This is a genomic window from Salinivibrio sp. VYel1 (assembly GCF_009377945.1).
Lineage (GTDB): Bacteria > Pseudomonadota > Gammaproteobacteria > Enterobacterales > Vibrionaceae > Salinivibrio > Salinivibrio siamensis.
This window is the reverse complement of sequence record NZ_RSAM01000001.1, coordinates 350,610-376,526: the sequence shown is the minus strand read 5'-3', so window position 1 is coordinate 376,526 and position 25,917 is coordinate 350,610. Positions and strand designations below refer to the sequence as shown.

The 25,917-nt window shown below is 50.8% G+C and carries 22 protein-coding genes and 1 pseudogene; 7 read left to right on the top strand and 16 right to left on the bottom strand.

The features are described 5' to 3' along the window. Window position 1 precedes the first annotated feature (1 nt). The 4 genes and pseudogenes from EHW58_RS01665 to EHW58_RS01650 all read right to left on the bottom strand — a co-directional run. Window positions 2-1,429 (bottom strand): transporter substrate-binding domain-containing protein, encoded by a 1,428-nt coding sequence (locus EHW58_RS01665; protein WP_152794265.1) that lies wholly within the window; start codon window positions 1,427-1,429, stop codon window positions 2-4. A 225-nt stretch (window positions 1,430-1,654) separates the two neighbouring features. Continuing rightward, complete coding sequence (locus tag EHW58_RS01660) at window positions 1,655-3,580, bottom strand: ATP-dependent DNA helicase RecQ (protein WP_152794262.1); 1,926 nt, start codon at window positions 3,578-3,580, stop codon at window positions 1,655-1,657. A 156-nt stretch (window positions 3,581-3,736) separates the two neighbouring features. Then, window positions 3,737-4,345 carry a bifunctional 4-hydroxy-2-oxoglutarate aldolase/2-dehydro-3-deoxy-phosphogluconate aldolase gene (locus EHW58_RS01655; protein WP_152794260.1) on the bottom strand — a complete coding sequence of 203 codons (609 nt, stop codon included), beginning with the start codon at window positions 4,343-4,345 and terminating at the stop codon, window positions 3,737-3,739. Window positions 4,346-4,395: 50 nt separating this feature from the next. Next, window positions 4,396-4,704: pseudogene (locus EHW58_RS01650) on the bottom strand (choloylglycine hydrolase); the annotation flags it as partial. Between the two features lie 322 nt (window positions 4,705-5,026). Between EHW58_RS01650 and EHW58_RS01645 the strand changes: the two are divergent. Continuing rightward, window positions 5,027-6,028, top strand: a complete 1,002-nt coding sequence (locus tag EHW58_RS01645; protein ID WP_152794258.1) for a GGDEF domain-containing protein — start codon at window positions 5,027-5,029, stop codon at window positions 6,026-6,028. 5 nt (window positions 6,029-6,033) lie between these two features. Here EHW58_RS01645 and arfB read toward each other — a convergent pair whose 3' ends face one another. Then, window positions 6,034-6,447, bottom strand: coding sequence for an alternative ribosome rescue aminoacyl-tRNA hydrolase ArfB (arfB, locus tag EHW58_RS01640; protein ID WP_077520596.1), 414 nt, complete (start codon window positions 6,445-6,447; stop codon window positions 6,034-6,036). A 94-nt stretch (window positions 6,448-6,541) separates the two neighbouring features. Further along, a complete protein-coding gene (locus tag EHW58_RS01635; RefSeq protein ID WP_152794256.1) occupies window positions 6,542-7,237 on the bottom strand; it encodes a pirin family protein in 696 nt (231 codons plus the stop codon). A gap of 263 nt (window positions 7,238-7,500) precedes the next feature. Between EHW58_RS01635 and EHW58_RS01630 the strand changes: the two genes are divergently transcribed. Beyond that, a complete protein-coding gene (locus EHW58_RS01630; RefSeq protein ID WP_152794254.1) occupies window positions 7,501-7,692 on the top strand; it encodes a hypothetical protein in 192 nt (63 codons plus the stop codon). 29 nt (window positions 7,693-7,721) lie between these two features. After that, window positions 7,722-9,533, top strand: coding sequence for an ABC transporter transmembrane domain-containing protein (locus tag EHW58_RS01625; RefSeq protein ID WP_152794252.1), 1,812 nt, complete (start codon window positions 7,722-7,724; stop codon window positions 9,531-9,533). On the opposite strand, the gene EHW58_RS01620 is transcribed toward EHW58_RS01625, so the two are convergent. The 6 genes from EHW58_RS01620 to EHW58_RS01595 form a co-directional block, all read right to left on the bottom strand. Then, on the bottom strand, window positions 9,530-9,703 hold the full coding sequence (locus EHW58_RS01620) for a DUF6435 family protein (protein WP_106407173.1): 174 nt from the start codon (window positions 9,701-9,703) through the stop codon (window positions 9,530-9,532). The two genes, EHW58_RS01625 and EHW58_RS01620, sit on opposite strands and share 4 nt — an antisense overlap. Window positions 9,704-9,829: 126 nt before the next feature. Continuing rightward, a complete protein-coding gene (locus tag EHW58_RS01615; RefSeq protein ID WP_172969907.1) occupies window positions 9,830-10,537 on the bottom strand; it encodes an ABC transporter substrate-binding protein in 708 nt (235 codons plus the stop codon). Window positions 10,538-10,805: 268 nt separating this feature from the next. Then, window positions 10,806-13,670, bottom strand: coding sequence for an aminomethyl-transferring glycine dehydrogenase (gene gcvP, locus EHW58_RS01610; protein ID WP_152794248.1), 2,865 nt, complete (start codon window positions 13,668-13,670; stop codon window positions 10,806-10,808). Between the two features lie 15 nt (window positions 13,671-13,685). Further along, window positions 13,686-14,063 carry a glycine cleavage system protein GcvH gene (gcvH, locus tag EHW58_RS01605; RefSeq protein ID WP_074214574.1) on the bottom strand — a complete coding sequence of 126 codons (378 nt, stop codon included), beginning with the start codon at window positions 14,061-14,063 and terminating at the stop codon, window positions 13,686-13,688. Window positions 14,064-14,229: 166 nt separating this feature from the next. After that, window positions 14,230-15,528 carry a serine hydroxymethyltransferase gene (locus tag EHW58_RS01600; protein WP_152794246.1) on the bottom strand — a complete coding sequence of 433 codons (1,299 nt, stop codon included), beginning with the start codon at window positions 15,526-15,528 and terminating at the stop codon, window positions 14,230-14,232. Between the two features lie 26 nt (window positions 15,529-15,554). Next, the gene (locus EHW58_RS01595) at window positions 15,555-16,955 is read right to left on the bottom strand and encodes an L-serine ammonia-lyase (RefSeq protein WP_152794244.1); all 1,401 of its coding nucleotides are present in this window, start codon (window positions 16,953-16,955) and stop codon (window positions 15,555-15,557) included. 578 nt (window positions 16,956-17,533) lie between these two features. On the opposite strand from EHW58_RS01595, the gene EHW58_RS01590 reads away from it, so the two are divergent. Continuing rightward, on the top strand, window positions 17,534-18,136 hold the full coding sequence (locus EHW58_RS01590) for a helix-turn-helix domain-containing protein (RefSeq protein WP_046075708.1): 603 nt from the start codon (window positions 17,534-17,536) through the stop codon (window positions 18,134-18,136). A 64-nt stretch (window positions 18,137-18,200) separates the two neighbouring features. Beyond that, window positions 18,201-19,316, top strand: a complete 1,116-nt coding sequence (gene gcvT / locus EHW58_RS01585) for a glycine cleavage system aminomethyltransferase GcvT (protein WP_077666097.1) — start codon at window positions 18,201-18,203, stop codon at window positions 19,314-19,316. 96 nt (window positions 19,317-19,412) lie between these two features. On the opposite strand, the gene EHW58_RS01580 is transcribed toward gcvT, so the two are convergent. Further along, a complete protein-coding gene (locus EHW58_RS01580; RefSeq protein ID WP_152794241.1) occupies window positions 19,413-19,760 on the bottom strand; it encodes a carboxymuconolactone decarboxylase family protein in 348 nt (115 codons plus the stop codon). A gap of 240 nt (window positions 19,761-20,000) precedes the next feature. On the opposite strand from EHW58_RS01580, the gene EHW58_RS01575 reads away from it, so the two are divergent. Continuing rightward, complete coding sequence (locus EHW58_RS01575; RefSeq protein ID WP_152794233.1) at window positions 20,001-21,956, top strand: methyl-accepting chemotaxis protein; 1,956 nt, start codon at window positions 20,001-20,003, stop codon at window positions 21,954-21,956. A gap of 79 nt (window positions 21,957-22,035) precedes the next feature. Here EHW58_RS01575 and EHW58_RS01570 read toward each other — a convergent pair whose 3' ends face one another. Next, on the bottom strand, window positions 22,036-23,436 hold the full coding sequence (locus EHW58_RS01570; RefSeq protein ID WP_152794232.1) for a multicopper oxidase family protein: 1,401 nt from the start codon (window positions 23,434-23,436) through the stop codon (window positions 22,036-22,038). Between the two features lie 128 nt (window positions 23,437-23,564). Continuing rightward, window positions 23,565-24,338, bottom strand: a complete 774-nt coding sequence (locus EHW58_RS01565) for an EAL domain-containing protein (RefSeq protein ID WP_152794231.1) — start codon at window positions 24,336-24,338, stop codon at window positions 23,565-23,567. Window positions 24,339-24,733: 395 nt separating this feature from the next. Between EHW58_RS01565 and EHW58_RS01560 the strand changes: the two genes are divergently transcribed. Further along, window positions 24,734-25,348, top strand: coding sequence for a DNA-J related domain-containing protein (locus tag EHW58_RS01560; RefSeq protein ID WP_046075714.1), 615 nt, complete (start codon window positions 24,734-24,736; stop codon window positions 25,346-25,348). 84 nt (window positions 25,349-25,432) lie between these two features. Here the strand turns inward: EHW58_RS01560 and EHW58_RS01555 are convergent, their stop codons facing one another. Next, window positions 25,433-25,729, bottom strand: a complete 297-nt coding sequence (locus EHW58_RS01555; RefSeq protein WP_152794229.1) for a DUF406 family protein — start codon at window positions 25,727-25,729, stop codon at window positions 25,433-25,435. Window positions 25,730-25,917 lie beyond the last annotated feature (188 nt).

Genomic DNA, 25,917 nt, shown 5'->3' with positions numbered 1-25,917 from the left:
ATCAATCGAACACATTGAGAACGGCGCAGTTCTTACCTTGCTTTTTAGCTTGATACATAGCTTTATCGGCATCAACAATTTCACTGTGAGGCATACCATTTGGGTAGTAAGCCACGCCCAAACTCACTGTGACGGGCATAGATGGATGATTAAATAGCGCAAGGCTTTGTCTTGATATCTCGTTGCACAGCAGTTTGCCTTGCGCCACGGCACGCTCAGCGGTAGAAAAATACTGCAGCACGGCAAACTCCTCTCCCCCGATCCTTGCCACCACGGCGTCATTGGGTAATAGACTCCGCGCTGTTTGAGCGACAAAGCAAAGCACTTCGTCGCCATGTGCGTGGCCGAACCCATCGTTAAAGGCTTTGAAGTCATCAATATCGAACACCATCAAGGTTATCCCCTTGACTTCGCGCATTTGGCTATATAGGCACTGATAGAAGTAACGTCGGTTGTGAAGATGAGTGAGAGAGTCAGTAATCGCTTGCGCTTGCAGTAAGTCATTGGCTGCTTGCAGCGCATACGTCTTCTGTTTAACCGTTCTTTTCAGTAAAAAGATATAGCTGATGCCCACTATCACACCCAAGGCGATTAGCGTTGGTAACAAATACGCGGGATAGACGGTCTCGACATCGTAATATACCCAGCGATTTAATAGCCGCCGCTTGGTTTCATCGTCGAGCCAAGCAAATTTATTATCAACTTGATTGAGTAATGCCGTCTTCCCTTTCGCAAAACCGGCATATAACATTTCTGTATAGAGGTGCCTGACGGGTATAAACAATTTTTGGTTAGTGGTGGTATAAAGGTGATAATTGGCGACTTGCAGATCGGCGACGAATGCTTGGATGTCTGCAGATAACGCTGCATCAAGCATGGCTTGGTTATTCGGGAAGAGCTGTAGCGTTACGTCTGGAAATTCGGTTCTCATAAACTCTTCTTCGTACCCGCCTTGCACAACACCGACTGCGTGGTCGGTGTCGCCCGCTAACACATAATCTGCCGATACGCCCGTGAGAGCTTGGCTGAAGAACACTTGCGTATCGATGCTAAAAAGTGGGGTGCCGAAATCCATAAACGCTAACCGTTCTGGTGAGCGAAGTAAGCCTGCGTGAACATCGGCTTGACCGCTTCGCACAGCATCAATCGATTGTTGCCAATCAGTTAGCACAAATTCAATTTGATAGCCGTTACGTTTGCCAAATTCTTTCCAAAAATCAATTAGGATCCCTTTTGGCTCTTGATTGCGGTCAAGATAGGAAAATGGTCGCCAAGCATGCGAGTTTGCCACTTTTAAAACAGGGCTTTGTGGCTTGGACTGTTGGTTTTGCTCAGCGTCAACACTCAGCGTGATGGTCAAGAGGACGCCAATGCTCAGAACCACAACGATGATACGAGTCACCACAGATAACACCCCAGAATGCCGCATAAACAACCCTTGAATCTGGCAATGGCTAGAAATGATGGCGCGCAATGCATGCGACCATTACTACCAGTATATGAACAAAACATTGGCAGCTGGGGATAAATGTCACTTTTTCCGCAAAACTGAGAGGGTAGTGCGTTCGTGATGATACACCCGATTGTGGCAATGCCAGCGGCATGAGGTGGCGCTCCGAGCGTTGCTAAGCTGGATGCGCCACATTGTTATCCGTTATTGTTGGGCACCGTGCTCAGCGAGCACGCGAGCGTTGACCGTTTGAAACGGATACGACGCAAGGGCGCCAAAACCAGGTATTGTCTTCGCCTTGATTTTGGTATGAAGCGGTGAAGACAGCCCGAGTAAAAAACGTGTCGTTGCCGCGTGACTTGGCGTGGCATCGCAAGCGGCGGCGAAGTGCTGGCACCATGATGATAATGCCTGCACATCGATCGCGGGTAATTCAGGGCGTGGGGGTAGCTGAGCAATATGTCCTTGGCATACCGAACAATGGCCACAAGTAGTTGGCGCCGCGTGATCGCCAAAGTAGTCGGCAAGGCGCTGGCTAATACAGGTTGAAGAGGCCAATAAAGCCAGTAATTGGTTGATGCGGGCCAGTTCGCTCTCTTCCTTTTTAGCAAAAAGGTTATGTAATTGTTCAGCCTGCGCTTGAACATCAATCTCATGGGGACTGACCGAAAAGACTTGCGTGGCCTGTTGGGTGGCAAGTGATATCCAACCTTGCTCGTGAAAATAGTCCAGTGCCGCTAACGCGCGCTTTCTCTCTGCTCCAAAGCGTTGCCACAGTTGTTGGAAATCCATCTTGTACCAGGTTTTAGCTTTGACCGCGCACGTAAATAGTTGGGCGACAAATTCGCGCCGCTCACCCTGAAATTTAGCCGTAATGGTTTCTGGTGACTCAACGGATTGGAACTTCACATCGGCAAAATAACTGTATTGGCTGGTGATTACACCGGCCATTTCTAAATAAACCAGCAAGGTTTTAAGCGGCAAAAGCCGTATATTATACGTCCGTGACAGACTGTGTAGCATGACTTCCCATGGTTGACCGGCTTGTTTTATTTCTTCCAGTAGCCCTTGGATCGCCGTTTTGTCTGGCGTATCGCCGTAGATAAAATTTTCCAGCACATTCAGGCTAGATTGGTTGGCGAGCACAGTGCACGTAGCGTTTTCTCCGTCTCGTCCGGCGCGGCCAATTTCTTGGCTATAGTTCTCAATCGATTTAGGCAAATCAAAATGGATGACACGACGAATATCCGCCTTATCGACGCCCATCCCAAAGGCGATGGTCGCGACAATACACGGCGCATGGCCCGACATAAATGCCTCTTGTATTGATACACGCGTATCGTGACTCATGCCGGCATGGTAAGCCGTCGCGGGGATATGCTGGGTTTGTAGCCACTCGGCCATATTCTCCGCCGTTTGCTGCTGGGTGACATAAATGACAGTTGGTAAGTGGGGAGCAGGCTGCAACTGCTCAACCAGCGCTTGCCGTTTTTGATCCTCTTCCACGGCGACCACATTCAGGTAAAGGTTGGAGCGATAAAACCCGGTTAATGTTGTGTTACTTGCTGGGATCGCGAATTTTTTTTGCATGTCCTCGACAACCGCGGGTGTCGCAGTCGCGGTGAGAAGCAATACCTGAGGAATATTTAATTGCTGTCGATAAGCGGGGAGTTTGAGATAATCGGGGCGAAAATTGTGGCCCCACTCAGAGATGCAGTGTGCTTCATCTACGACCAATAAGGAGATCGGGATGGGCGCAATAAATTGGCGAAAGCGTTCGTTGTTTAACCGTTCGACCGAAATCATCAGGACTTTGATGTCGCCGCGACGGATCTGCTCCATCACTTGTTTAGTTTGCTCGGGAGTCTGTGTGGAATCAATGGTAGCGGCGGCAATACCTTTACGGCGCATAAAGGCGATTTGATCATGCATTAATGCTAGCAAAGGTGAAATCACTAGGGTTAAGTGGGGCAGTTGCGTGGCTGGTAGTTGATAGCACAATGACTTACCCGCACCGGTAGGAAAAATCGCACAGGCCGACTCCCCTTGCATTATCTGAGAAATCACCGACTCTTGTCCTGCACGAAATGATGAAAACCCAAAAACGTGCTCAAGTGCCTTGGTCAACATACCGCCTCTCCCCGTTTTTAACCCAGCATCTTTTATAAATCGAGAAGAGACGGTATCGGTGACACGTTGGCGTTGCAAGCACAAGCGATGACGAGTGCGAGCGACTCCAGCATCTTTTTCAAGCGGAAAAGATGTCCTTGCTTGAGGTGACAGCCATTACAACGCCTTAACCAATGCAGCGATGTGATCCCAGTTGCGCGCGTCAATCAAATTGGCAGGGACCATCCAAGTGCCACCACATGCAAGCACCGAAGGCAATGCGAGATAATCGCTTACGTTCGCCTCACTCACGCCGCCAGTTGGCATGAAACTCACGGGATACACGGCAGATAATGCTTTTAACATTGCAATGCCGCCTGAAGCTTCGGCAGGAAAAAACTTCAACGTATCCAGCCCCAGTTCCATGGCTTGTTCGACTAAGCTGGGGTTGTTGATCCCGGGGATGATAGGAATGCCGCGTTGCTGGCAATGTTTCACTGTGGTTGGGTTAAGCCCAGGGCTGACAATAAAATCGGCGCCTGCGTCAATTGCGGCGTCGACTTGGGTTGTAGTGAGTACCGTGCCGGCACCAATCAGCATATCGGGATAGGCATCGCGCATGAGACGAATAGCACGGGCGGCCGCGTCAGTGCGAAAGGTAATTTCAGCGCACGGTAGGCCGTTATCGACCAAGGTTTTTGCTAGCGGCACAGCATCATCCGCATTATTAATCGCAATCACTGGCACGATGCGAATTGCCTTAAGGCGTTGATTCAGTTCAGTCATGGGGGTTCCCTTACAGTAAAACGCTTAATAGCGAAACAGTCACAAATACACTATTGAAACGGGTTCTCGCATAGCGTGAGGTAGCGACTCACATCACCCGATTGAACCGGGCAGGCGGACTTTGTCGATTTTTCTTTTTGTAGTTGCAGTCGCTGACAGTCTTGATGGTCCGATGAAAAGTTTATCCATACGCTGTCCATGGTCAAGGTATTGGAAAGGTAATAAACGTGCTTACGGTGATCAGCCACATTGGTCCAAATGGTGTAAGACGCTTTTTCAGTGTGATAAGGATTAAAATTGACAGGTACGGCGCACGTGGCTACGAGCGAGCGTGCTTGATAGACAGCTTCACGCCGGTTTTGCGCGGGCTGGCTAAAGGTTAAGTAATAGCTGGCTCGCTCAAAGCGTTGCGTAGCACTGTTGCCATCAGCTGCTTACTAATACCGAGCTGGCTAGCAGACTTCGCACTTAGCCCTCGACTTATCGTACCTTTTGGGAAACGATAGAAGTAGGTATTAATGGGTCAAAACCAGTCCATATTGCGCGCCGTGACAGGGTATTGTCGGTTGAGATTGTTAAATATGCGTGTGCACATATCATTGATACCTTTGTTATTAACATGTTAATAAATCCGAGCTATGATAGCTGATGTTAAAACATTGGCCTACACGAGAATGAACAATGGAAGTGAGTGAACTCAGCAGCAGTTCCGAGTTGCGTATCAAAGTGCTTAAAGGAATGAGCCTTGGTGTGGGTGGTTTAGCAGCCTTGGTGGCGATGGGTAATGTTGTTGTTAGTCAAAGCTATATTTATGCCTCTTTTTTGGTTTTGTATGCTTTTTACTCTTGGTATGTGTATCGACAAACCGCCAAAAACACCGTTTTTAGTGGCCACAAATATATCATGTCGGCTAGTTTGACGGCTTTGGTGGTTGTCGGTACTTTTCTCAAGCCAACAGACTATGGGGTGTTTATTTGGACGCTGTTTTTTCCGATTATTTACTATTTGTTACTGGGCTATAAAGCCGGTCTGGCAGCGACATTAGCGCTGTTTATTATCCAAATTGCTAATGTTGCTTTTCAGTTTTATGTCGAGCAGTACTTCGACATGTTGACTATGATGCTCAACTTTGCGTTTTGTTATTTCAGCATTGCCATTGTCGCTCATGCTTATGAGATTAACCGTGTATTGGCTGAAAACAAGTTAAGTAAACTAGCCACGTGTGATCCGCTAACTGGAGCCAATAACCGCCTCGCGTTGAAACATCGCTATCAGGTATTACAGAATCAGCAGGCTGCGTTTCATCTTTTGGTGCTCGATATTGATCACTTCAAAGCGGTTAATGACGAATATGGGCACGATGGCGGCGATGTCGTATTGCAATCGGTGGTGAATATCATGGTTGACGTCGCAGGGAGCGAAAACGTATTTCGTCAAGGCGGCGAGGAGTTCTGTATTCTCTTAGAGGATGTTTCGCACCAAAATGCACTGGCGGTGGCAGAGCGAGTCCGTGAGAGTATTGAGCAAACGCCCGTTGTTTACCAGCAGCGCGCTATTCCTGTGACGGTCAGTATCGGGGTCACCCAAAGCGAGGCATCAAAATGTGCCCAAGAAATCAACCGTCAAGCGGATGCGAATTTGTATGCGGCTAAAGCGGGTGGTCGTAATAAAGTGGTGGCGTGAAATGGTTAAGGAGCCACTTTGCCACGCAGGGCTTTAGTTTGGCTCTTACGTTTTTTAGCATCCACGCGGCGTCGTTGTGAGGCCTTGGTAGGTTTGGTGGGTTTACGTTTTTTCTGCTCTACCATCGCGCCTTTGATCAACGCCTGTAAGCGCTCTAGCGCGTCTTCTCGGTTTAGCTCTTGGGTGCGGTAGTTTTGCGCTTTTATGACTACGACGCCCTCTTTGGAGATGCGCGAATCAGACAGAGCCATTAATCGGGCTTTGTACGCATCAGGCAGTGACGAGGCTTGGATGTCAAAGCGCAGATGAATGGCGCTCGATACTTTGTTGACGTTTTGCCCGCCTTTCCCTGCGGCGCGAATAGCTGTGAGTTCAATCTCATTGTCGGGAATCGCCACCTTATTCGATAGAGTGAGCATTCAACCTCTCATGCATGAAGAAAGGGCGCAGTGTACACAGACTAAGGCCTGCGGCGCAAATAGACCGGCAGGCCAGAGTGGCTGAATCTGCGCGTTAGGGGAGATCAAACACCAGTGCTTGGCTGGTTTCGTTGCCCTTATTGCTAAAGGTGACATGATGGATATCTTCAATCTTTGCGCCATCGCCGGGAGCCAGAGATGTCGTTTCAACGTCGAGCGGGCCCGCGACTTGATGTATATAGGCATGGCGTCCTGCCTCCAAAAGCAAGGTAACCGATTCACTGGGCGGTAGAATCAGCTGTAGCAAACGCGCATCTTGTTTGATGCGTAAGGTGCCATTTTCTCCGGTTGGGGTCGCGATGACGGTAAAGCCAGCCTGCTTACCAAAATCTTTTTGCTGATAACCCGGCTCCCCGCCTTGCTCATTGGGCTCAATCCAAATTTGTAGAAAGCGCAAGGCTTGGGTTGATGAGGCATTATACTCGCTATGATAAATACCGCGCCCAGCCGACATCAGTTGGAACTCGCCAGCCGGTAGGGTTTGTCGGTTGCCTTGACTGTCTTTGTGCTCTATTTCCCCTTCCAGCACCAGACTGATGATTTCCATATCACGGTGTCCGTGGGTATCAAAGCCTGCGGCGGGCGAGACGATATCATCATTGATCACACGCAGTGCAGAGAAGCCCATATGATGAGGATCGTAATAGCTACCAAATGAAAAAGTATGGCGGCTTTGTAGCCAGCCAAAGTTGGCCTGACCGCGATCGCTGGCATGACGGACGGTAATCATAATGTTTCTCCTCACTGATTCGATGTTGAACAACGGTGACGCTGAACAATAGCTGCAGTGTAGAAACAAAAACGTCGTGCGAACACAGCGTATGATTGAGCATCTTGTTCTAAAAAGCTGAATGAATCTGGCTTAACACGCATCTGCGGGTTGAGGTTGGTTGTACCAAATGTGCGTCTGAATATGCGCGGGCTGACGCGCGAGAGTGCGGACAGAATGATTGAAAGTATGCAACGAACCAGCTTTAAGACTGCGCATTTTGCATGTTAATTTTTCTGGCCTTTTTACCAGAGGGTGAGCTTACCAACATTACCGAGGTGACACGCTTGTTTGATGTGTCGTGCAATCATATGGTGAAAGCCAAGCAAGCCTTTTTAGAGGAGTTAGATGCATGCACCATCGATGCGCTTATCAACGACAATCGCGAGTTAATGATCCTGCTCACTCGCCCCTAAATGTGCAAGGACAGCACTAAGTAGAGCTTATGGCTAATTCCGCTTTAACGCGCGCCGCCTCGACGCCATCTGCTTCAAGTCGCAACAGTAAAAATCTGACGGTTCTGTGGGAGCTGATTGCGTTTATTCGCCCTTACCGCTGGCAAGTGAGCGCGGCATTGCTGGCCTTAGTGTTTACCGCGTCATTGACGCTCTCTGTCGGACACGGCGTTCGCCTTTTGATCGACCAAGGCTTTGCACAGCAATCACTGGTTGAGCTGGGGAATGCGGTAAAGTTTATTTTGCTGATCACGGTATTGATCGCGATCGGCACCTTTTTCCGGTTCTATTTGGTGTCATCGGTGGGTGAAAGGGTCAGTGCCGATATTCGACAAGCGGTGTTTGATCATGTGATTGGCCTACATCCGAGCTATTTTGAAACCCACGGCAGTGGCGAAATCATGTCGCGGATCACCACAGATACCAGCTTGCTGCAAAACATCATCGGCTCCTCCTTCTCCATGGCGATGCGTAGTGCGTTGATGTGTGTGGGCGCCATCATCATGCTGTTTGCCACCAATATTAAACTGACCTTGATTGTGCTGGCCTCCGTGCCCTTTATTCTGGTGCCGATTTTGATTTATGGCCGTCGTGTGCGAGCGTTGTCGCGGCAAAGCCAAGATTCAATGGCGGACGTGGGCAGTTATGCCGGTGAAGCCATCACCAATATTAAAACCGTGCAAAGCTTCGCGGTAGAAGATCACGCCAAAGCCGCATTTGGTCAAGAGGTGGAACGCGCCTATCAGATCGGACGCGAGCGCGTCAAACAACGAGCCATTCTTATTTCCGGCGTGATCGTGATTGTGTTCAGCGCCATTACTGGCATGTTGTGGGTCGGCGGTCGCGATGTGATTCAAGGTACTATGTCAGCAGGGGATCTGGGTGCGTTTGTGTTTTTCGCCATCATGGTTGCCTCTTCGATGGCTACCTTGTCGGAAGTGATGGGGGAGTTGCAGCGTGCGGCAGGCGCGACGGAGCGCTTGGTGGAACTGTTGCACGTGCAAAGCCATATTCGCACTCCCGCCACCTCGCCGAGTGTCGATGCTCAATCATTAAGCAACGATATTCGTTTTGAAGCGGTACATTTTCATTATCCCACGCGTCCTCATCAAGCGGCGATTGATGCGTTGAACCTTGTGATTCAGCCCGGTGAAGTCGTCGCTTTAGTCGGACCGTCGGGGGCGGGAAAAACCACCGTATTTGAATTACTGCAACGCTTTTATGATCCGCAGTCAGGCGCGATTAGGCTGGGCGGGCAAGATATTCGTCGCTTATCCCCGCAAGCGTTGCGCCAACAAATGGCACTGGTGCCACAACAACCCGCTCTGTTTAGCGATGATGTAATAGGCAATATTCGCTACGGCAGGCCAGGCGCCAGTGAGCACGCCGTCAAAGCGGCGGCGATTCAAGCGCACGCCGATGGGTTTATTCAGCAATTACCGGACGGCTACAACAGCTTTTTGGGTGAGCGAGGCGTGCGGCTTTCGGGTGGGCAACGGCAGCGAATCGCGATTGCCCGCGCGATTCTCAAGGACCCGCGAATTTTATTGCTCGATGAAGCCACCAGCGCCCTTGATAGCGAAAGTGAGCATGCGGTTCAGCAAGGCTTGGCGGCTTTAATGCGTGACCGCACTACCTTGATTATCGCTCACCGCTTATCGACCATTCAGCATGCTGACCGCATTGTCGTGATGGATCAAGGCAAGCTTGTTGATGTAGGCAGCCATACCGACCTGCTGGCACGCTGCCCTCTGTACCAACGCTTGGTAAAACGGCAGTTTAGCCATGTCTCAAATGGCTAAGCGTTGTTTTCCAATTCTTTGATTTGTTTGTCAATCTTTTCTGCTTCTTCGGTGAGCAGTGAATAACCACGGATGTCGCCGTTGCGCTGCGCCTGAAAGGCTTGTTGTTGCTTAGCTTCGTACTGCTTTTTAAGCTTTTTAACCGGATTCGGCTTTAAAAATGAGAGCATGTCGCGTCCTTTGTTGATAACTGACATGCTCCATTACGGTGTAAGGGTAGACTTGGATGATAAGCGGCCTTTGTTTAGCGGCTCAAAGTGAGTGCGCGATAAAACCTTGTGCAGGAATGTCAGCGATTAATCATTAAAAAAGTCATCAATGATCGCTTGGTACTCTCCGGTGGCTTTCATGTCTGCTAACGCTTGATCAAATTGGTCGCGTAGAGCTGATAGCCCTTGCACTTCAGAAAAGGCAATGTAACTGGGGGTGTCCTCAATCGGGTGGGGGTTGATCTCGACAATACCCTTCATATTAAGCTGACTAATCAGTGCGCGTGCACCAAAATGGTTGCTGAGCCACAAGCGGGCGCGGCCACTTTCCAACATCCGAAGGCACTGTGGCGCGCGAGTTAGGCGGAAAACCTGATCGAATTGATTTTGCGCCAAGGCAGCATCCATCCGGCTGCCGTAACTGACTTGGTTGATCACGCAGACGGAGTAAGCGCCAAAATTGAACGATTGAATCGCATCTTCAGAGATACTGACATCGGGGCGATGAACAAAGCGGATCCCTTGTTGAAATAAAACCTGCTGAGAGTAATCGAGAAACGCTTCGCGCTCAGGTGTTTTGAAAATAGTGAATATACCATCCGCTAAGCCAGTTCGGACCTGATAGAGTGCTCGCGCCCATGGCAGTACTTCAATTTCTACCTCATAACCGAGCTTGGAAAAAGTTTGGCGGACAACTCGTACCGCCACACCGTCGAGGGCACCATCGGCGGTTTGAATGTAAGGGGGATATTCGAGCGTGACTAAACGCACAGTTGGCGTAGCCGCATGGACCATTCCGGCCATTCCCAACAGCAGTATCAACAACAGCACGCGTACAACAGGGCGTCGACATGAACTCAGCAAGGCTTAATCACTCTCAGTGAAAAGGTGTATTGCCTTAAGTTTAGCCAGCAAGCAGTAAGACGGGAGAAAATTTCGCTAAGACTGGCTGTTGCGAAGAACGACATTAGCCGACAAAACGGGGCAATAAAAAAGGCGAACCGAGCGGCTCGCCTTTCGTTTATCAAGTTAGTTTTTAACTTGGTTATCTGTGACTAGTGGATTACTCATCCATATAGTTTTCAATGCTAGGGCAAGAACAAATCAAGTTACGGTCGCCGTAGACATTATCGACACGGTTGACCGATGGCCAGTATTTGCTTGCCTTGTTATGGGCGGATGGGAAGCAAGCCAGCTCACGGGAATAGGTGTGAGACCACTCGTCTGCCATCAGATCCGCTTGGGTGTGAGGCGCGTTGACCAATGGGTTGTCTTCCAGCGTCCACTCACCGTCTTGCACCTTGGCAATTTCCTCGCGGATGGCAATCATGGCATCACAGAAGCGATCCAACTCTTCTTGGCTTTCACTTTCGGTCGGTTCAACCATCAGAGTACCCGCGACCGGGAATGACATGGTCGGCGCGTGGAAGCCATAATCCATCAAGCGTTTGGCGATGTCTTCTTCGCTGATGCCGGATGCCTCTTTGAGTGGGCGAATGTCGATAATACATTCGTGCGCAATGCGTCCGTTTTTACCGCGATAAAGCACGGGGTAGTAGGGACGCAAACGCTCCATCACATAGTTGGCACTGAGAATTGCTAACTCGGTCGCGCGCGTTAGGCCTTGTTCACCCATCATGGCAATGTACGCCCATGAAATAGGGAGAATCGAGGCACTGCCCATTGGTGCGGCCGACACGGCAAATTCGTCACCTTGCTCCACATGACCGGGGAGGAAAGGCGCAAGGTGCGATTTCACGCCAATTGGCCCCATGCCCGGGCCGCCACCACCGTGGGGAATACAGAAGGTTTTGTGCAGGTTGAGGTGCGAAACGTCTGAGCCAATGTAGCCCGGTGTGGTCAGCCCCACTTGCGCATTCATGTTGGCGCCATCCAAGTAAACTTGGCCGCCAGCCTCGTGTACCAGCTCGCACACTTGCTGCACGGTTTCTTCGTACACACCATGTGTCGATGGATAGGTGATCATAATGCATGAGAGCGCATCGCGATGTTTGTCGATTTTAGCTTTCAGATCGTCAATGTCGATGTTGCCGTCATCATCGCAGCCAACTACGACCACTTTCATTGAGACCATGGCCGCGGAAGCAGGGTTGGTACCGTGGGCAGAGCTTGGGATCAAGCACACGTTGCGGTGACTGTCGCCACGGCTTTCATGGTAGCGCTGAATCGCGATTAAGCCCGCATACTCCCCTTGCGCACCTGAGTTCGGCTGCATGGAGATCTCATCGTAGCCGGTGATTTCACACAGCATGTCACGCAGTGATTTACCCAGTGTTTGATAGCCTTTGGCTTGCGCCAGCGGCACAAATGGGTGTAGGGCACCAAATTCTGGCCAGGTGACGGGGATCATCTCGGCCGCGGCATTCAGCTTCATGGTACAGCTGCCCAATGGGATCATACCGTGGGTAAGGGAGAAGTCTTTGTTTTCCAACGCCTTCATATACCGCATCAGCTTGGTTTCACTGTGATAGCGGTTAAAGACGGGGTGCGTTAGGTATGCACTGGTGCGGCGGCATGCGGCAGGGATCGCGGCAAATTCGTTGGCTTCAATATCGCTCGCCACGCTTTCTGCATTGCCTTGACCGGTGAGCGCGGTAAGCAATTGGTTGACTTCTGCCAGCGTGCTCGCTTCATCGAAACTCACGCCGAGTTGGCCATTTAATTTACGCAAGTTAAAGCCGGCATCCTGTGCTTTTTGATACAAGGGGTCGGTTTGCTCGCCCGTGTTGAGCGTGACGGTATCAAAGAAGCTGTCGTGGGCAAGGCTCAACCCAGCCGCTTGTACCGATTTGGCGAACAGTGCGGTGAGATGATGCACTCGGCGGGCAATTTTCTTCAAGCCTTCAGGGCCGTGATACACCGCGTAAAAAGCGGCCATGTTGGCCAGCAAGGCTTGGGCGGTACAAATATTGGAAGTCGCTTTTTCACGGCGAATGTGTTGCTCGCGCGTTTGCATCGCCATGCGCAGGGCTTGGTTGCCTTTGCTATCGACCGATACGCCAATCACGCGGCCGGGCATGGTGCGCTTGAGCTTGTCGCGTGTCGCCATGAAGGCGGCATGTGGGCCACCGTAACCCATGGGCACACCAAAGCGTTGTGCCGACCCAATCACTACATCCGCGCCCATTTCACCCGGCGCTTTGAGCACAGTGAGTGAAAGCAGATCGGTGGCGACCGCAACCAGCGTCTTCTTGCTTTGTGCGTCTGCAATCAGCGTGCTGAGATCGCGCACTTCACCGGTGGTGCCCGGATACTGGAGCAGGGCACCGAATACGTCGTGCTGATTCAGCTGGTCCGCATGATCAACAATGATGTCATAGCCGAGGAAATTGGCGCGCGTTTTAATCACGTCCAGCGTTTGTGGATGCACATCGCTGGCAACAAAAAACGCGTTGCCTTTGTGCTTGCCGCCACGCTTACACAGGGTCATGGCTTCCGCCGCGGCAGTAGCTTCGTCGAGCAGCGACGCGTTGGCCAAATCCATTCCCGTTAAGTCCATCACCATTTGCTGGAAGTTCAGCAACGATTCGAGTCGGCCTTGCGAGATCTCGGGCTGATAGGGCGTATAAGCGGTATACCAGCCAGGATTTTCCAGCACATTGCGTAAAATAGGCGGTGGGGTATGCGTGTGGTAGTAGCCTTGGCCGATCAGGCTGCGCTTAATGGTATTTTGCGCGGCAATGTCGCTCAGTTCCGCCAACATCTGGGTTTCGCTTTTGGGGGCGCTGAGGTTTAGCGGCTGTGGCAAGCGGATATCGGCAGGGACAGTTTCTTCAATCACATGCTCGAGGCTGGTGGCATTGATCGCCGCCAGCATCGCGCTTTGTTGCTGAGTATCTGGGCCGTTGTGGCGAGCGATAAAGTCATTATCGGCCACCAGGCTATCGAGTAAACGAGTATGCGTCATGATAGTCGTCCTGAATTAGTCGTCGATGGCGGCGGTGTATGCGTCCGCGTCCATTAGATGATCCAAATTGGTGTCGTCAGCGAGTTTAATTTTGGCAATCCAGCCTCCTTCAAAAGGCGCTTCGTTAACTAGCTCTGGGCTATCTTCAAGATCCTCATTGACGGCAATGACTTCGCCATCGACCGGGGCATAGATATCAGACGCTGCCTTCACCGACTCCACCAATGAGAAGCCTTCACCTTTTTCAGTACTGTCGCCAACCTCGGGCAGATCGACAAACACGACATCGCCCAGCAGGCCTTGGGCATGATCGGTGATCCCCATGGTCACCGTGCCATCGCCGTTGTCTTTGACCCACTCATGGCTTTCAGAAAACTTTAGTGTCGCGTCCATTTGTTACTCTCCTGCGTTTAATGCGAGCTGCTCAGTCGTTGAGCGATTTACAATGTAAAGTGAGGCGGTCTGTGGATGACGATACCGCCTCCTGTGTCTTAATAACGTACGTGTCAATGGTATTGGCTAAGTCGTTGCAAGACTGTTTATGGCTTCGCGCCGCCATTTATTGGCGATATAGCGGGAAGCGCGCGCACAGCTGTTGCACCTCTTTACGAATGCGTGCCTCGATATCGGCATTGCCCTCTGGCGCTTCGACTAAGGCATCCAGCACATCACCAATCCATTCTCCGATTTGGCGGAACTCCTCAGTGCCGAAGCCACGGCTAGTGCCGGCCGGTGTGCCAAGGCGAACGCCTGAAGTGATCATGGGTTTTTCGGTATCGAAAGGGATGCCGTTCTTGTTACAGGTGATGCCAGCGCGTTCTAACGCTTGCTCCGCTTGGTTGCCTTTTAGGCCTTTTGGACGTAGATCGACGAGCATCAGATGGGTATCGGTGCCGCCTGTAACAATGTCGCAGCCACGTGTTTGTAGAACCTCGGCCAGGACTTTGGCGTTAGCAACCACTTGATCAATATACAATTTAAACTCAGGCTCCAGCGCCTCACCAAATGCCACCGCTTTGGCGGCAATCACATGCATCAGTGGTCCCCCTTGCAAGCCGGGGAATACCGCTGAATTGATCTTTTTGTTGATGTCTTCGTGATTGGTGAGGATCATCCCGCCGCGTGGCCCACGTAAGGTTTTGTGGGTAGTGGTGGTGACCACATGTGCATGGGGCAGTGGCGAAGGGTGGGTGCCGGTGGCCACTAGGCCAGCAATGTGTGCCATGTCGACCATTAAATAGGCACCCACTTCATCGGCAATCGCGCGGAAACGGGCAAAATCAATCGGACGCGGGATCGCACTGCCACCAGCGATGATCATCTTAGGTTGATGCTCACGAGCCAGCACCGCGACTTCATCGTAATCAATTTCTAGACTGTCTTTGCTCACGCCGTACTGCACAGCATTAAACCATTTACCGGATAGAGCTGGGCGCGCGCCGTGAGTGAGGTGGCCGCCAGCATCGAGTGACATACCTAAAATGGTGTCACCGGGTTGCAGTAGGGCCAGCATGACGGCGCCGTTGGCTTGTGCGCCCGAATGCGGCTGTACGTTGACATACTCACAGCTAAACAGCTGTTTGGCGCGGGTTTGGGCGATGGCTTCGACTTCATCAACGTGCTCGCAGCCGCCATAGTAGCGGCGGCCCGGATAGCCTTCTGCGTATTTATTGGTTAAGCAGGTGCCTTGCGCTTGCATCACGGCTTGCGAGACGATGTTCTCCGAGGCGATCAGTTCAATTTGTTGTTGCTGACGTTTGTGTTCGGCCTGCACTGCCGACATCACAGCACCATCGGATTCCGATAAGTTAGTGGAGAAAAACTGCTCCAATTCTACATTCGGGTAGCTCGGTTTCATTGCGCTTTCCTTATTGGCGATGGTGGCTAACAGGCCACGACGTTAATCGGGATCACATTGGTGGCTAGGCCACCCTGTGAGGTTTCTTTATATTTACTCATCATGTCGAGCCCGGTCTCATGCATGGTTTTGATCACGCTATCAAGCGAGACGTGGTGCTCGCCGTCGCCACCCATGGCTAATCGGGTAGCGTTAATGGCTTTGACGGCGCCCATGGTATTGCGTTCTATACAGGGAACTTGCACCAAGCCATCGATGGGATCACAAGTGAGACCTAGGTTATGTTCCATACCAATCTCTGCGGCGTTCTCAATTTGTTGATTACTCGCTCCCATCGCCGCGGCTAAGCCGCCAGCTGCCATGGAGCACGCCACGCCAATTTCTCCCTGACAACCGACCTCTGCGGCGGAAATAGAGGCATTGGTCTTGTACAAAGAGCCAATAGCCGCAGAGGTGGCCATAAAGGTACGGATCCCGGCTGGGTTATTGGGCGACACAAATTTGTCGTAATACGCAAGCACGGCAGGGATCACGCCTGCCGCACCATTGGTTGGGGCGGTGACCACACGACCACCGGCGGCATTCTCTTCGTTGACCGCCATGGCAAATAGGTTGACCCAATCATTGGTATCTGTGGGTAAGCCATGGGCTTGTTTATCGTGAATGGCGTCGTACATGCCTTTGGCACGTCGCTTAATGTTTAAACCACCCGGCAACACGCCACCTTGTTTAATGCCTCTATCGATGCACTCACGCATCACTTGCCAGATATGATCCAGTCCCTGGTTAACCGTGTCACGTGTGGCGCTACTATCGTGATATCGCGCGCGTGCCACTTCGTTAGTAAACATCAGCTCACTGATGGACATGCCCGTTTTTGCACATTGGTCAAGCAACTCCGCCGCACTATTAAACGGGTGAGGAGGGACAAAATCTGTTGCCAATGCATCGGTTTCGCCTTCTTCCACCACAAAGCCGCCGCCGACAGAGAAATAGGTCTTGCTGGCCAAACAGTCACCGGCTTTATCGTATGCACTGACTGTCATCCCGTTGGGGTGCGCGGGCAGTACTTGCTCATAGTGAAAGGCAATATCTGCCTGCCAATTGAATGGGATGTAGTGGCGTCCAGCAAAGGGGAGTTCGCCGCCGTTTTTGACCAGCTTGGTCATGGTATCGATTTCATCTGACTCTATGGTCGCGGGCATTTCGCCCATCAATCCCATCACACAGGCGACATCGGTGGCATGGCCTTTCCCGGTGAGCGCGAGTGAGCCGTATAAGTCCACTTTGACACGTTCGATGTCGGTCACTGAGAGCGTTTGTGCCGCGTATTGCGTAAAGCGTGCACAGGCCACCATCGGGCCTACGGTGTGGGAACTTGAAGGCCCGACACCGACTTTGAACAGGTCAAACATGCTGTGACTCATGGCCTGTCTCCTCAATCAGTAAGGTACGTTTTTGTCATTATTCATGCTGTCTTACATCGAAGATGTCGACATTGCTTCACGTTGCACTCAACAGTCGCGATCGATGAATACGCGCACTGTTGATTTAAACATTTTGTTAACGTACCTAAGCGTTCACTTTTCCGCAAAATAAATTTCCAATAAGAAACCTATGTTGTGATCCTAGAGACAAAACCTTCTCTTTTTAAACCATTGCATAACTGCGCAAACGTTTGCCTTTTTATCTTAAGCGAGGGTAAATTGCAAATCAATGTCGGTGAATGCTCGGGGGTTACTCGTCGTTCATTGAATAACGGGTAAATAAACAAGTGTGTAATGCTTTGTTTTTACGAGAAATAAAGTGAGGGGCTCAGTTTGGGGTGAGCGTGATAGGTTGCGTGCTTTCACCAATTCGCTGGTTGCGTCACGTTTATGATACCGGTATTTTCCGATAGGAAACTTTTTTGTTAAAAGTGTTAAAGCGTCAAACATAGCGGGACAACCGATAGAGGCGAAAGCAGGTGACAACAAACCAATCAACACAGGATGTGTACCCGTCGATGCAGGTTGAACGATCGCAACGTGAGGGTGAAACGCGCGAGCCCATTGCGCCATTGCGGCTGGGCCCGCGCTTAAAAGCAGTCAGGGTAGGACTTGGGCTTACGCTTGAAGAGGCAAGCCAACGGACTGGGTTGGCTCGCTCGACATTGTCCAAAATTGAAAATGAGCAGATATCCCCAACCTTCCAAGCGATGCAGAAGCTCGCGCACGGCTTGGATATCGATATTCCGCAACTGTTTGCTCCGCCAAAAAAACGGCAAGCAACAGGCCGGCGAGACGTGACGCTAGCGGGTCAGGGAAAAGCGCATCCTACCGGTACCTACGAACATGAGCTGTTGGCGACGCAGCTTAGCAACAAAAAAATGATGCCGTTTAAATCGCGGGTCAGAGCGCGCGCGTTTGAAGACTATAGCGACTGGATCCGCCATGACGGCGAAGAATTTTTATTGGTGCTGGAAGGTAGCATCCAATTTTTTTCCGAATTTTACGAAGCGATCATCCTCAATGAGGGCGACAGTGTTTATTACGACGCTACCATGGGGCACATGTTGGCCTCCGTCAGTGATGCCGATGCACTGATCTTATGGGTGACCGCTTCCTAACCAACGACACAAATACATCGCTTAACGTGGGCAAGAGGCCCGCCGGCGCAATATGGAGTGAACAATGGCAGAGTTACTGACGACCCCGTTACACGGCTTGCATCTTGATATGGGTGCAAAAATGGTTCCATTCGCTGGTTATGATATGCCAGTGCAATATACGTTGGGCGTGCGCAAAGAGCACCTCCATTGTCGTGAGCATGCGGGCTTGTTTGATGTGTCCCACATGGGACAAATTCGTCTTCATGGCACGGATGCGGCGAAAGCATTAGAGGGATTAGTCCCGGTTGATGTACTGGATTTACCAGAAGGAAAGCAGCGCTATGCACTGTTCACTAACGAGCAAGGTGGCATTTTAGATGATCTGATGATTGCCAACTTAGGCGATCACCTTTTCTTAGTCGTGAATGCCGCCTGCAAAGCGCAGGATATTCAGCACCTGCGCGATAACTTGACAGGAGATGTGTCGGTCGAGGTCCTAGAAGATCGTGCTTTGCTGGCTCTACAAGGCCCCAAAGCGGCGCAAGTACTGGCGACATTCAACCCAACCGTAAACGATATGGTGTTTATGGACATTCAACCGGTTGAGATTAATGGCATTCACTGCGTGGTGAGCCGCTCAGGTTACACTGGCGAAGATGGGTTCGAAATTTCTGTCCCGGCTGAACATGCAGAAGCTCTTGCCAAAGCACTGTTAGCTTACGACGAGGTAGAATGGATTGGCTTGGGTGCGCGTGATTCGCTGCGTCTTGAATGCGGATTGTGTTTATATGGGCATGATCTTGATACCACCACTACGCCGGTTGAAGCAACATTGATCTGGGCAATCAGTAAAGTGCGTCGCGCCGATGGTGAGCGTGCGGGTGGCTTCCCCGGTGAGGCGAAAATCCTTGAACAAATCGCTACCAAAGCGGTGAGCCGCAAGCGCATTGGGCTGGTGGGCCAAAGTAAAGCCCCTGTCCGTGAAGGCAGCAAACTGTTTGATGCAGACGACAATGAAATCGGCGTGGTGACCAGCGGCACCTTTGGCCCCACCAAAGGGATGCCCGTGGCGATGGGTTATCTCCCGCCTGAGTTTATTGCCCCCGGCACCGAGGTCTACGCGGAAGTGCGTGGCAAAAAACTGCCCATGACGGTCGAAAAAATGCCTTTTGTGCCGCAGCGGTATTATCGCGGTTAAGCCCTCCCTGAACGCATACGACGACGAGAAAAACGCAGCCAGAGATGGCTGCGTTTTTGTTGCAGGTCACGTCCACTTTTTAGGTGGTTGCGATCCCTACGCCTCACTTAGTTGCTCAACCGCCTCTAGTGCTTGAGAGCCGTAAATCAATGACGGGCCGCCACCCATCACGATCGCGACGTTAATGGTCTCTACGCATTCTTGTTTGGTTGCGCCATGTTTGAGAGCGGCGGCCACGTGGGCACCAATACAGCCGTCGCAGCGTGCGGCAATACCAATCCCTAGTGCAATTAACTCTTTGGTTTTTACGTCAAGATCGCCCTCAGCCATTGCCGCCCGGTGCAGCTGTCCGAATGCGGACAGGGTATCACTACTGTGTGTTTTGAATTGTTTATTAAGCGCCAGTTGTTGCTGATTGATTTCCTGATAGTTCTTCTTTGTCATAATGCCTCTCTTTTAATTTAGATTTATCTAATTTAAAGGGTTTTGCGTGTTGATGCAATCTGTGTCTGCCGAGTCTCTACATTTGTCTAAAAAAGCAATCAGCTCGACGCTGTGTCGTGGGAAAAGTGAGGGGAAATAGGTTATTTATTAGATTGTCATTAATAGTTGTTCTAATTTAAAACAACACATTCAACCTTTTTACCAACATGCTCCTATGTGCTGTCACTGACGGAGGTCAGTATGAGTATTAAAAAACGATTACTCGTTGTCGTCCTGACAGGCGTTATCCTGCCCACCCTCATTATCGCTATTGTGTCACTCTATCAGTTTCGAACGAGTACATTACAAAGCTATGAGCAGAGCTCATACAAAGAAATGCAGCACATAGGCAATGCGTTTAAATTCTACTTAGAAGGGCTGGCGGCAAACGCCAAAATGCTGGGTAATAGCGACGCGCTTAAACGCTTGGATAGCTCAGTCACCAAATATATGGGCCCGACGAAAACCATGACCTCTGAGCAAAACAGCCCCGTCGAAGCACGGGCGTATGGTTTGTTGGAATCCATGGGGGACTCACGAGAGGATTTCGCCTATGTGTTTCTTGGGCTGAGCGATGGTGGGTACATTCAATGGCCACAAGGAGAGTTGGGGGATTATGACCCACGCCAGCGCCCTTGGTACCAAACGGGTCAGGGAAGTGGCAACAACCCAGTGCGTGTGCCGGCGTATCAAGATGTAAACACTGGCGCACCTCTGCTCGATTATGTGATGGAGTTTCAGGCGCAAGACGGCTTGCGTGGTGTGATTGGTGTTGATGTTACGCTAGAAGCGCTGACAAATATGTTAGGCGACGTCACCCTCGGTGAGTCGGGCTATATTGTGTTGGTGGAAGACACGGGCACAGTGCTTGCGGATCCGAACAATCCAGACAATAACTTTGAGCCTGCCCGGAGTGTCGAAAGTGTATACAGCGGTGGGAATTTTAGTGAATCACTTACCGCCGTCTCCTTTGCTGGCAAAGACTACTTTGTCAACCAGTACAAAGCACCGGAGAGTGGTTGGCGACTGATTGGTATTGTGCCGCAGCAAGAGGTACTCGGCCAAGTAACGCAATTGCAAACGGTGATCCTGTCCATCAGTCTGATCCTCGTGCTTGCATTCGGTGTGCTTGGCTACTTTATGATCCACCGTATATCGGCATCCATCATTGCGGTCAGCGACGGGCTGAGCGATGCCGCGAGTGGCGATGGCGATCTGACCAAACGTTTACCGGTGCGTGGCGAGGATGAGCTGGGCAAAACGGCGGGCGCGTTTAATCAGTTTGTGGATGTGATTCAAGAGCTGATCATCGGTATAAAGGACAGATCGACCAAGCTGTCGTCTCATGCCGATCAAACCACCCAATTTGCGGAGCAGCTGGATGGTGCCAGTCATCAGCAGCGCTCAGGGCTAGAGCAAATTGCCACCGCGTTCCACCAAATGGTGGCCACGGCCAATGAGGTATCGCACAACTGTAATCAAACGGCGGACTCCGCCCAGCAGTGCCAGTCAGAAGTGGACCGAGGCATGGCATTGATGAATAACACGCGTGCCGCGGTGCAAGAAATGGCCACCACGCTCAACGAAGCAGATAGTGCGATGGCGGAGCTCACCAAAGAGAACGACAATATCACCGCCATGTTAGATACCATTCGAGGTATTGCCGAGCAAACCAATTTGCTTGCGCTTAATGCGGCGATTGAGTCAGCACGCGCTGGGGAGCATGGACGAGGCTTTGCGGTGGTCGCAGACGAGGTGCGGGTGCTATCGCAAAAAACCACCAAATCAACCGAAGAGATCGATGAACTGTTGCAGGCCTTAACCCAACGCACCAACCAGCTCTCTGAAAAGCTGCAAGGCAGTGTTGAGCATTCACAAACCACCACTGAAGCGACGGAAGAGGCCTTGAGTGTCTTTGACACCATCCAAAGTTTGGTAGGACAAATTCACGACATGGCGGCACAAATTGCCACGGCGACAGAAGAGCAACACTCGGTATCGGAAGATATTAATCAGAATGTGACCAGTGTTTTGGAAGGTGCCAACAGTGCAGCATCAACGGCAGAGCAAACCAATGCAACAGCCGCCGAGCTGCGTATGGTGGCCTCAGAGCTATCAGAGTTAGTTAATCGCTTTAAAACGGAAAAGGACAGTTAATCGCAGCGGGTGAAAACCGAGTGACGGCATAAAGCGGCGAGCCAAGTGCTCGTCGTTTTTTATAGGCGTGATTTGGCCGCTATGCGACCTCGACAAACCCCATCAGGCCGGTTTTCATGTGCTCAATAACATGGCAATGGTACATCCATCGGCCCGGATTATCGGCCACAAACGCTGCCTTGGCGTGGCCATTTTTACCCAACAGCACGGTGTCAGTGTGGAATGGCGTGACCGGTTTGCCATCCATTTCCAGCACAGTAAAGGTGTGACCGTGCAGGTGAATAGGGTGATGGTATTGCGTGACGTTTTTTAAATCGAAGATATAGGTCTTTCCGCGTTCCAGTTTGGCGATCGGCTCAGGAATATTACCTTTACTCATTCCTTCCCAAGCGCGTTTATTCATCAGCCAAAATTCGTGTTTCCCTTTGCCTTGTTTATCAGCCGGTGTGATCGCCCCTGCCCACTCAAACACAAAGTGGCGGGTTTCGGCGTTGGCTAAATCGATCGGCGTGACGGGATTGAGCGGCAAAGCGGGCAATGGCTTTTCTTCTAGATGAGAAGGTGTCGAGGTAAAGCTGGCGAGTAAGAAAGGAAAGTCACCTTTCATATGCATCACCTCGATTTTTTCGCCAGCGTTTGGTGCAATCAGGCCAATATCTAGCCGCATCCCTGGGGCTATCTTGTGCTCCTCTAGTCGGCGTGGTGTGGCAATCGGGTTACCATCGATGGCGATTATCCAGGCTTCTGCGCCGCGCACTTGAATCGGATAGGTGAGCGTATTGTCCACATTGGCTAAGCGCAGCCGTGTGGTCGCCTTTTCTTGCAGTGTGTATTCAGGGTGATGAATACCATTCACGGTGCCCCATTCACCGGGTGTCCCCATGCGCGCGCTGTAGCGTGGAATGGCGAGATCTTTCCAATGGCCTTGTCGGTCGAGATGCCAGTGCTTAAGTGTCAGAGTGTGCTCCTCATCGAACACGACAGGCGTGGCTTCCTCGACCACAATCGCGCCGACCAGCCCTTTACCCAACTGCACGACAGAGTTCATATGCGGGTGGTACCAAAAGGTGCCGGCATCAGGTGGGGTAAAACGATAGGTAAAGGTTTCACCGGGCTGAATAGGCGCTTGGGATAAGAAAGGAACACCGTCCATTTCAATGGGGATACGTAACCCATGCCAGTGAATGGTGGTGGGTTCGTTGAGGTTATTGGTAAAGTGAATCGTCACTGGCTCGCCTTGGCGGCAGCGGAGCGTGGGCGCTGGGATGTTGCCATTAAAGGCGAGGACGTCGGTCTGATGACCGGGAACCAACGCGGCCTGACTGGGCTCGGCGCTGAGATGGTATTCCCATTGCTCGTTTTCTCGGAACGCTGAGACTAATGAGCAAGCGGGTAGGGTGGAAAGAGCTGCCACCGCTGCGGTTGTTTGTAAGAATTGACGCCGGGAGAGGCCACGTGCGTTCAGCGATTCACCATTCATTCTTTACACCTATTCAACGCGGTAATTGCGCGACAGTATACCTTGAAAGTTGATAGCTGAGAAAGATTATCAATTGTGATTGTGAGGGAGTTAAAACAGCGAGTGCTAAGACTCGCTGAGTCGTCATCTTATTGACGGTGGAAGGCTTCTAATCCAGGTGCTTGATTGATAGGTGGTAAACACTCGAACCCGGGTTTAGCGATGTAATACCCTTGAAAGAAGTCGACGCCCAAGCCAACCAGGCACTGAAGCTCGCCTTCTGTTTCAACGCCTTCGGCAATAATTTGACGATGTAGCTCATGACACATAGCCACACTGTGGCGAGCAATGGCTTGCTTGGTGACGTCAGTGTCAATATTCCGTACCAATGCCATATCCAGTTTCACCATATGGGTGTCAATTTTGGCCAGCGCTGTTAGGCCGGAATAGCCAGCACCAAAGTCGTCGATTGCGGTCAAAAAACCTTGCGAGCGGTAATAGCGAATAATGCGTTGAATATGGCTGTAATCCAACACTTCTTCACCTTCCGTGAACTCAAACAGAATCCGATCAAGTGGGAAGTTATAGTCGTTCGCCGCTTTAAGGGTGGTACGAATACAACGCTCTGGCTCGTAAACCGCATTGGGCATGAAATTAATGCTGAGATAACAAGGGATACCCAGCTCAGCGGCCAGCTTCACTGCCTTGATGCGACAGGTTTGGTCAAACTTATACTGATTATCTGCATTGACATGTTGGAACACACTGCCTGCACCACTGCCATCTATCCCCCTAGCTAGTGCTTCATAGGCATAAATGGAACCGGTAGAAAGCTGAATTATCGGTTGGAATGCCATGGTAAATTCGAATGTGAGCGGCTGCGCATCCCTGCAGGCCTCACATTGTGTTGGAGATGCTGTCATAGAGGAAAAGTTGTTTAGTATGTGCTTGTAAAAAGGTTAATGGAGTTCTGGTCAGAATGCGAATGAGATGACAAAAATTATGGGGTTTGCACGGTTTAAGGTGAATGCCTTGTGATGCCGACTCGACATAAACAGACAAGACTTGGTTTTAATATGCCAAAACGGTCTCTTTTTCATCATAAGTTGGCACTGGATATGCTTAATATTTAATCGGCAACGTTGGGAGTGTCATTATGATGGCGGAGAACGCGGTCATATAGGCGTGCCGAAAATGGATTTCCCGATATTTGCTACAAAATAGCCAGAATTGGTTTATACCTTAATAAGGTGGCTTTACAACCAACCCTAAGAGACGCCGGTTCAAGGTAGCTGGCCAGTGACAGAGGATGAACGTCATGCTTGCTGAAAAACGGGATGAAATAGACAACCCCCTGATTTGGCCAATACTCAGTATTCTAGAATCAACGCGACAAAGCTGGAAAGTGCACCACCTACTCGGTGAGCTGCAAAAAGACACCATGATGGCCCAGCTCGATGCTGACCCCCACCTTGATTTATTCAAACGCAATTTCTTGATAATGAATGCCTTGTATCAACTACAAGAAATGTTGTTGCCACAGCAATGGTTGCAGGTTGAGTCAATGGATATCCAGCTGCAATGGCGGGTTGGTAACAGTGGCTTTGTGGCCAAAGAAATTGATTATCAGGATCCATTGCGTGATTACTACATGGACTGGAATAACTATGACGCCAGCCAAGATGACGTGAAAGAGCTGCTGTCGTCGTTTTGGAAGCACTATCAGCGTCATATTGGCAATGAGGCGCCGGGCGAGGCCATGTTGGAGCGCAATAAGGCGTTAAAAGTGTTGGGGTTGGATGAGAATGCCAGTGAGCATGAAATCCGTCGTCAGTGGCGTAAAATGGCACTGAAGTGGCATCCAGATCGGCCCGAGGGAGATGCAACCACCTTCCGAGAGATGTGCGAGGCTTGGCAAAGTTTGCGCTTATAAACAGTGTTCAGCAAGCAACAACAGGGTGTGAGATAACACCCTGTTGCTTGAACCACTGAAACGCATGGTGTTTTCGTGTGATATTTACGCGTTATTGAGCCCGCGGCTGCGCAATTCAAAAATCAGCTTTTCGGCACTGCATTCAAACTGTAGCTTGATGTGCGCGCGATGGCCGTCGAGCTGTTGCGGATCAAAGTCATGCTTAACGGCAGGATTAATACTTTCTGCAAGGGTTAGGTATTGCTCGAAGCGTGCTTGCACCGCGTCGTTGCTGTCGCCGTGAATGGTCACTTCTGCCACTTCGTCGCCCTCAGAAATGATGTAACCTATTTCAGCGCTGACACCACATGCATCACAGGTGTCGGTTTGATTCTCTTTCATGGTCTTTCCCTACGTTAAAAGCAGCAGGCATAAAAAGTGTGCGAGTGGCCTGCTGTAAGTCGATACGACGATCTTTAGCAAAGTCTTGGTTGTGGCACATTGAGGCAGGTCAGGTTTTACGATGTTTGTAGCACGGCTTATCGATATCAGCCAGGTATGGAGAAAAACATCACCCACTATGCGCGTCT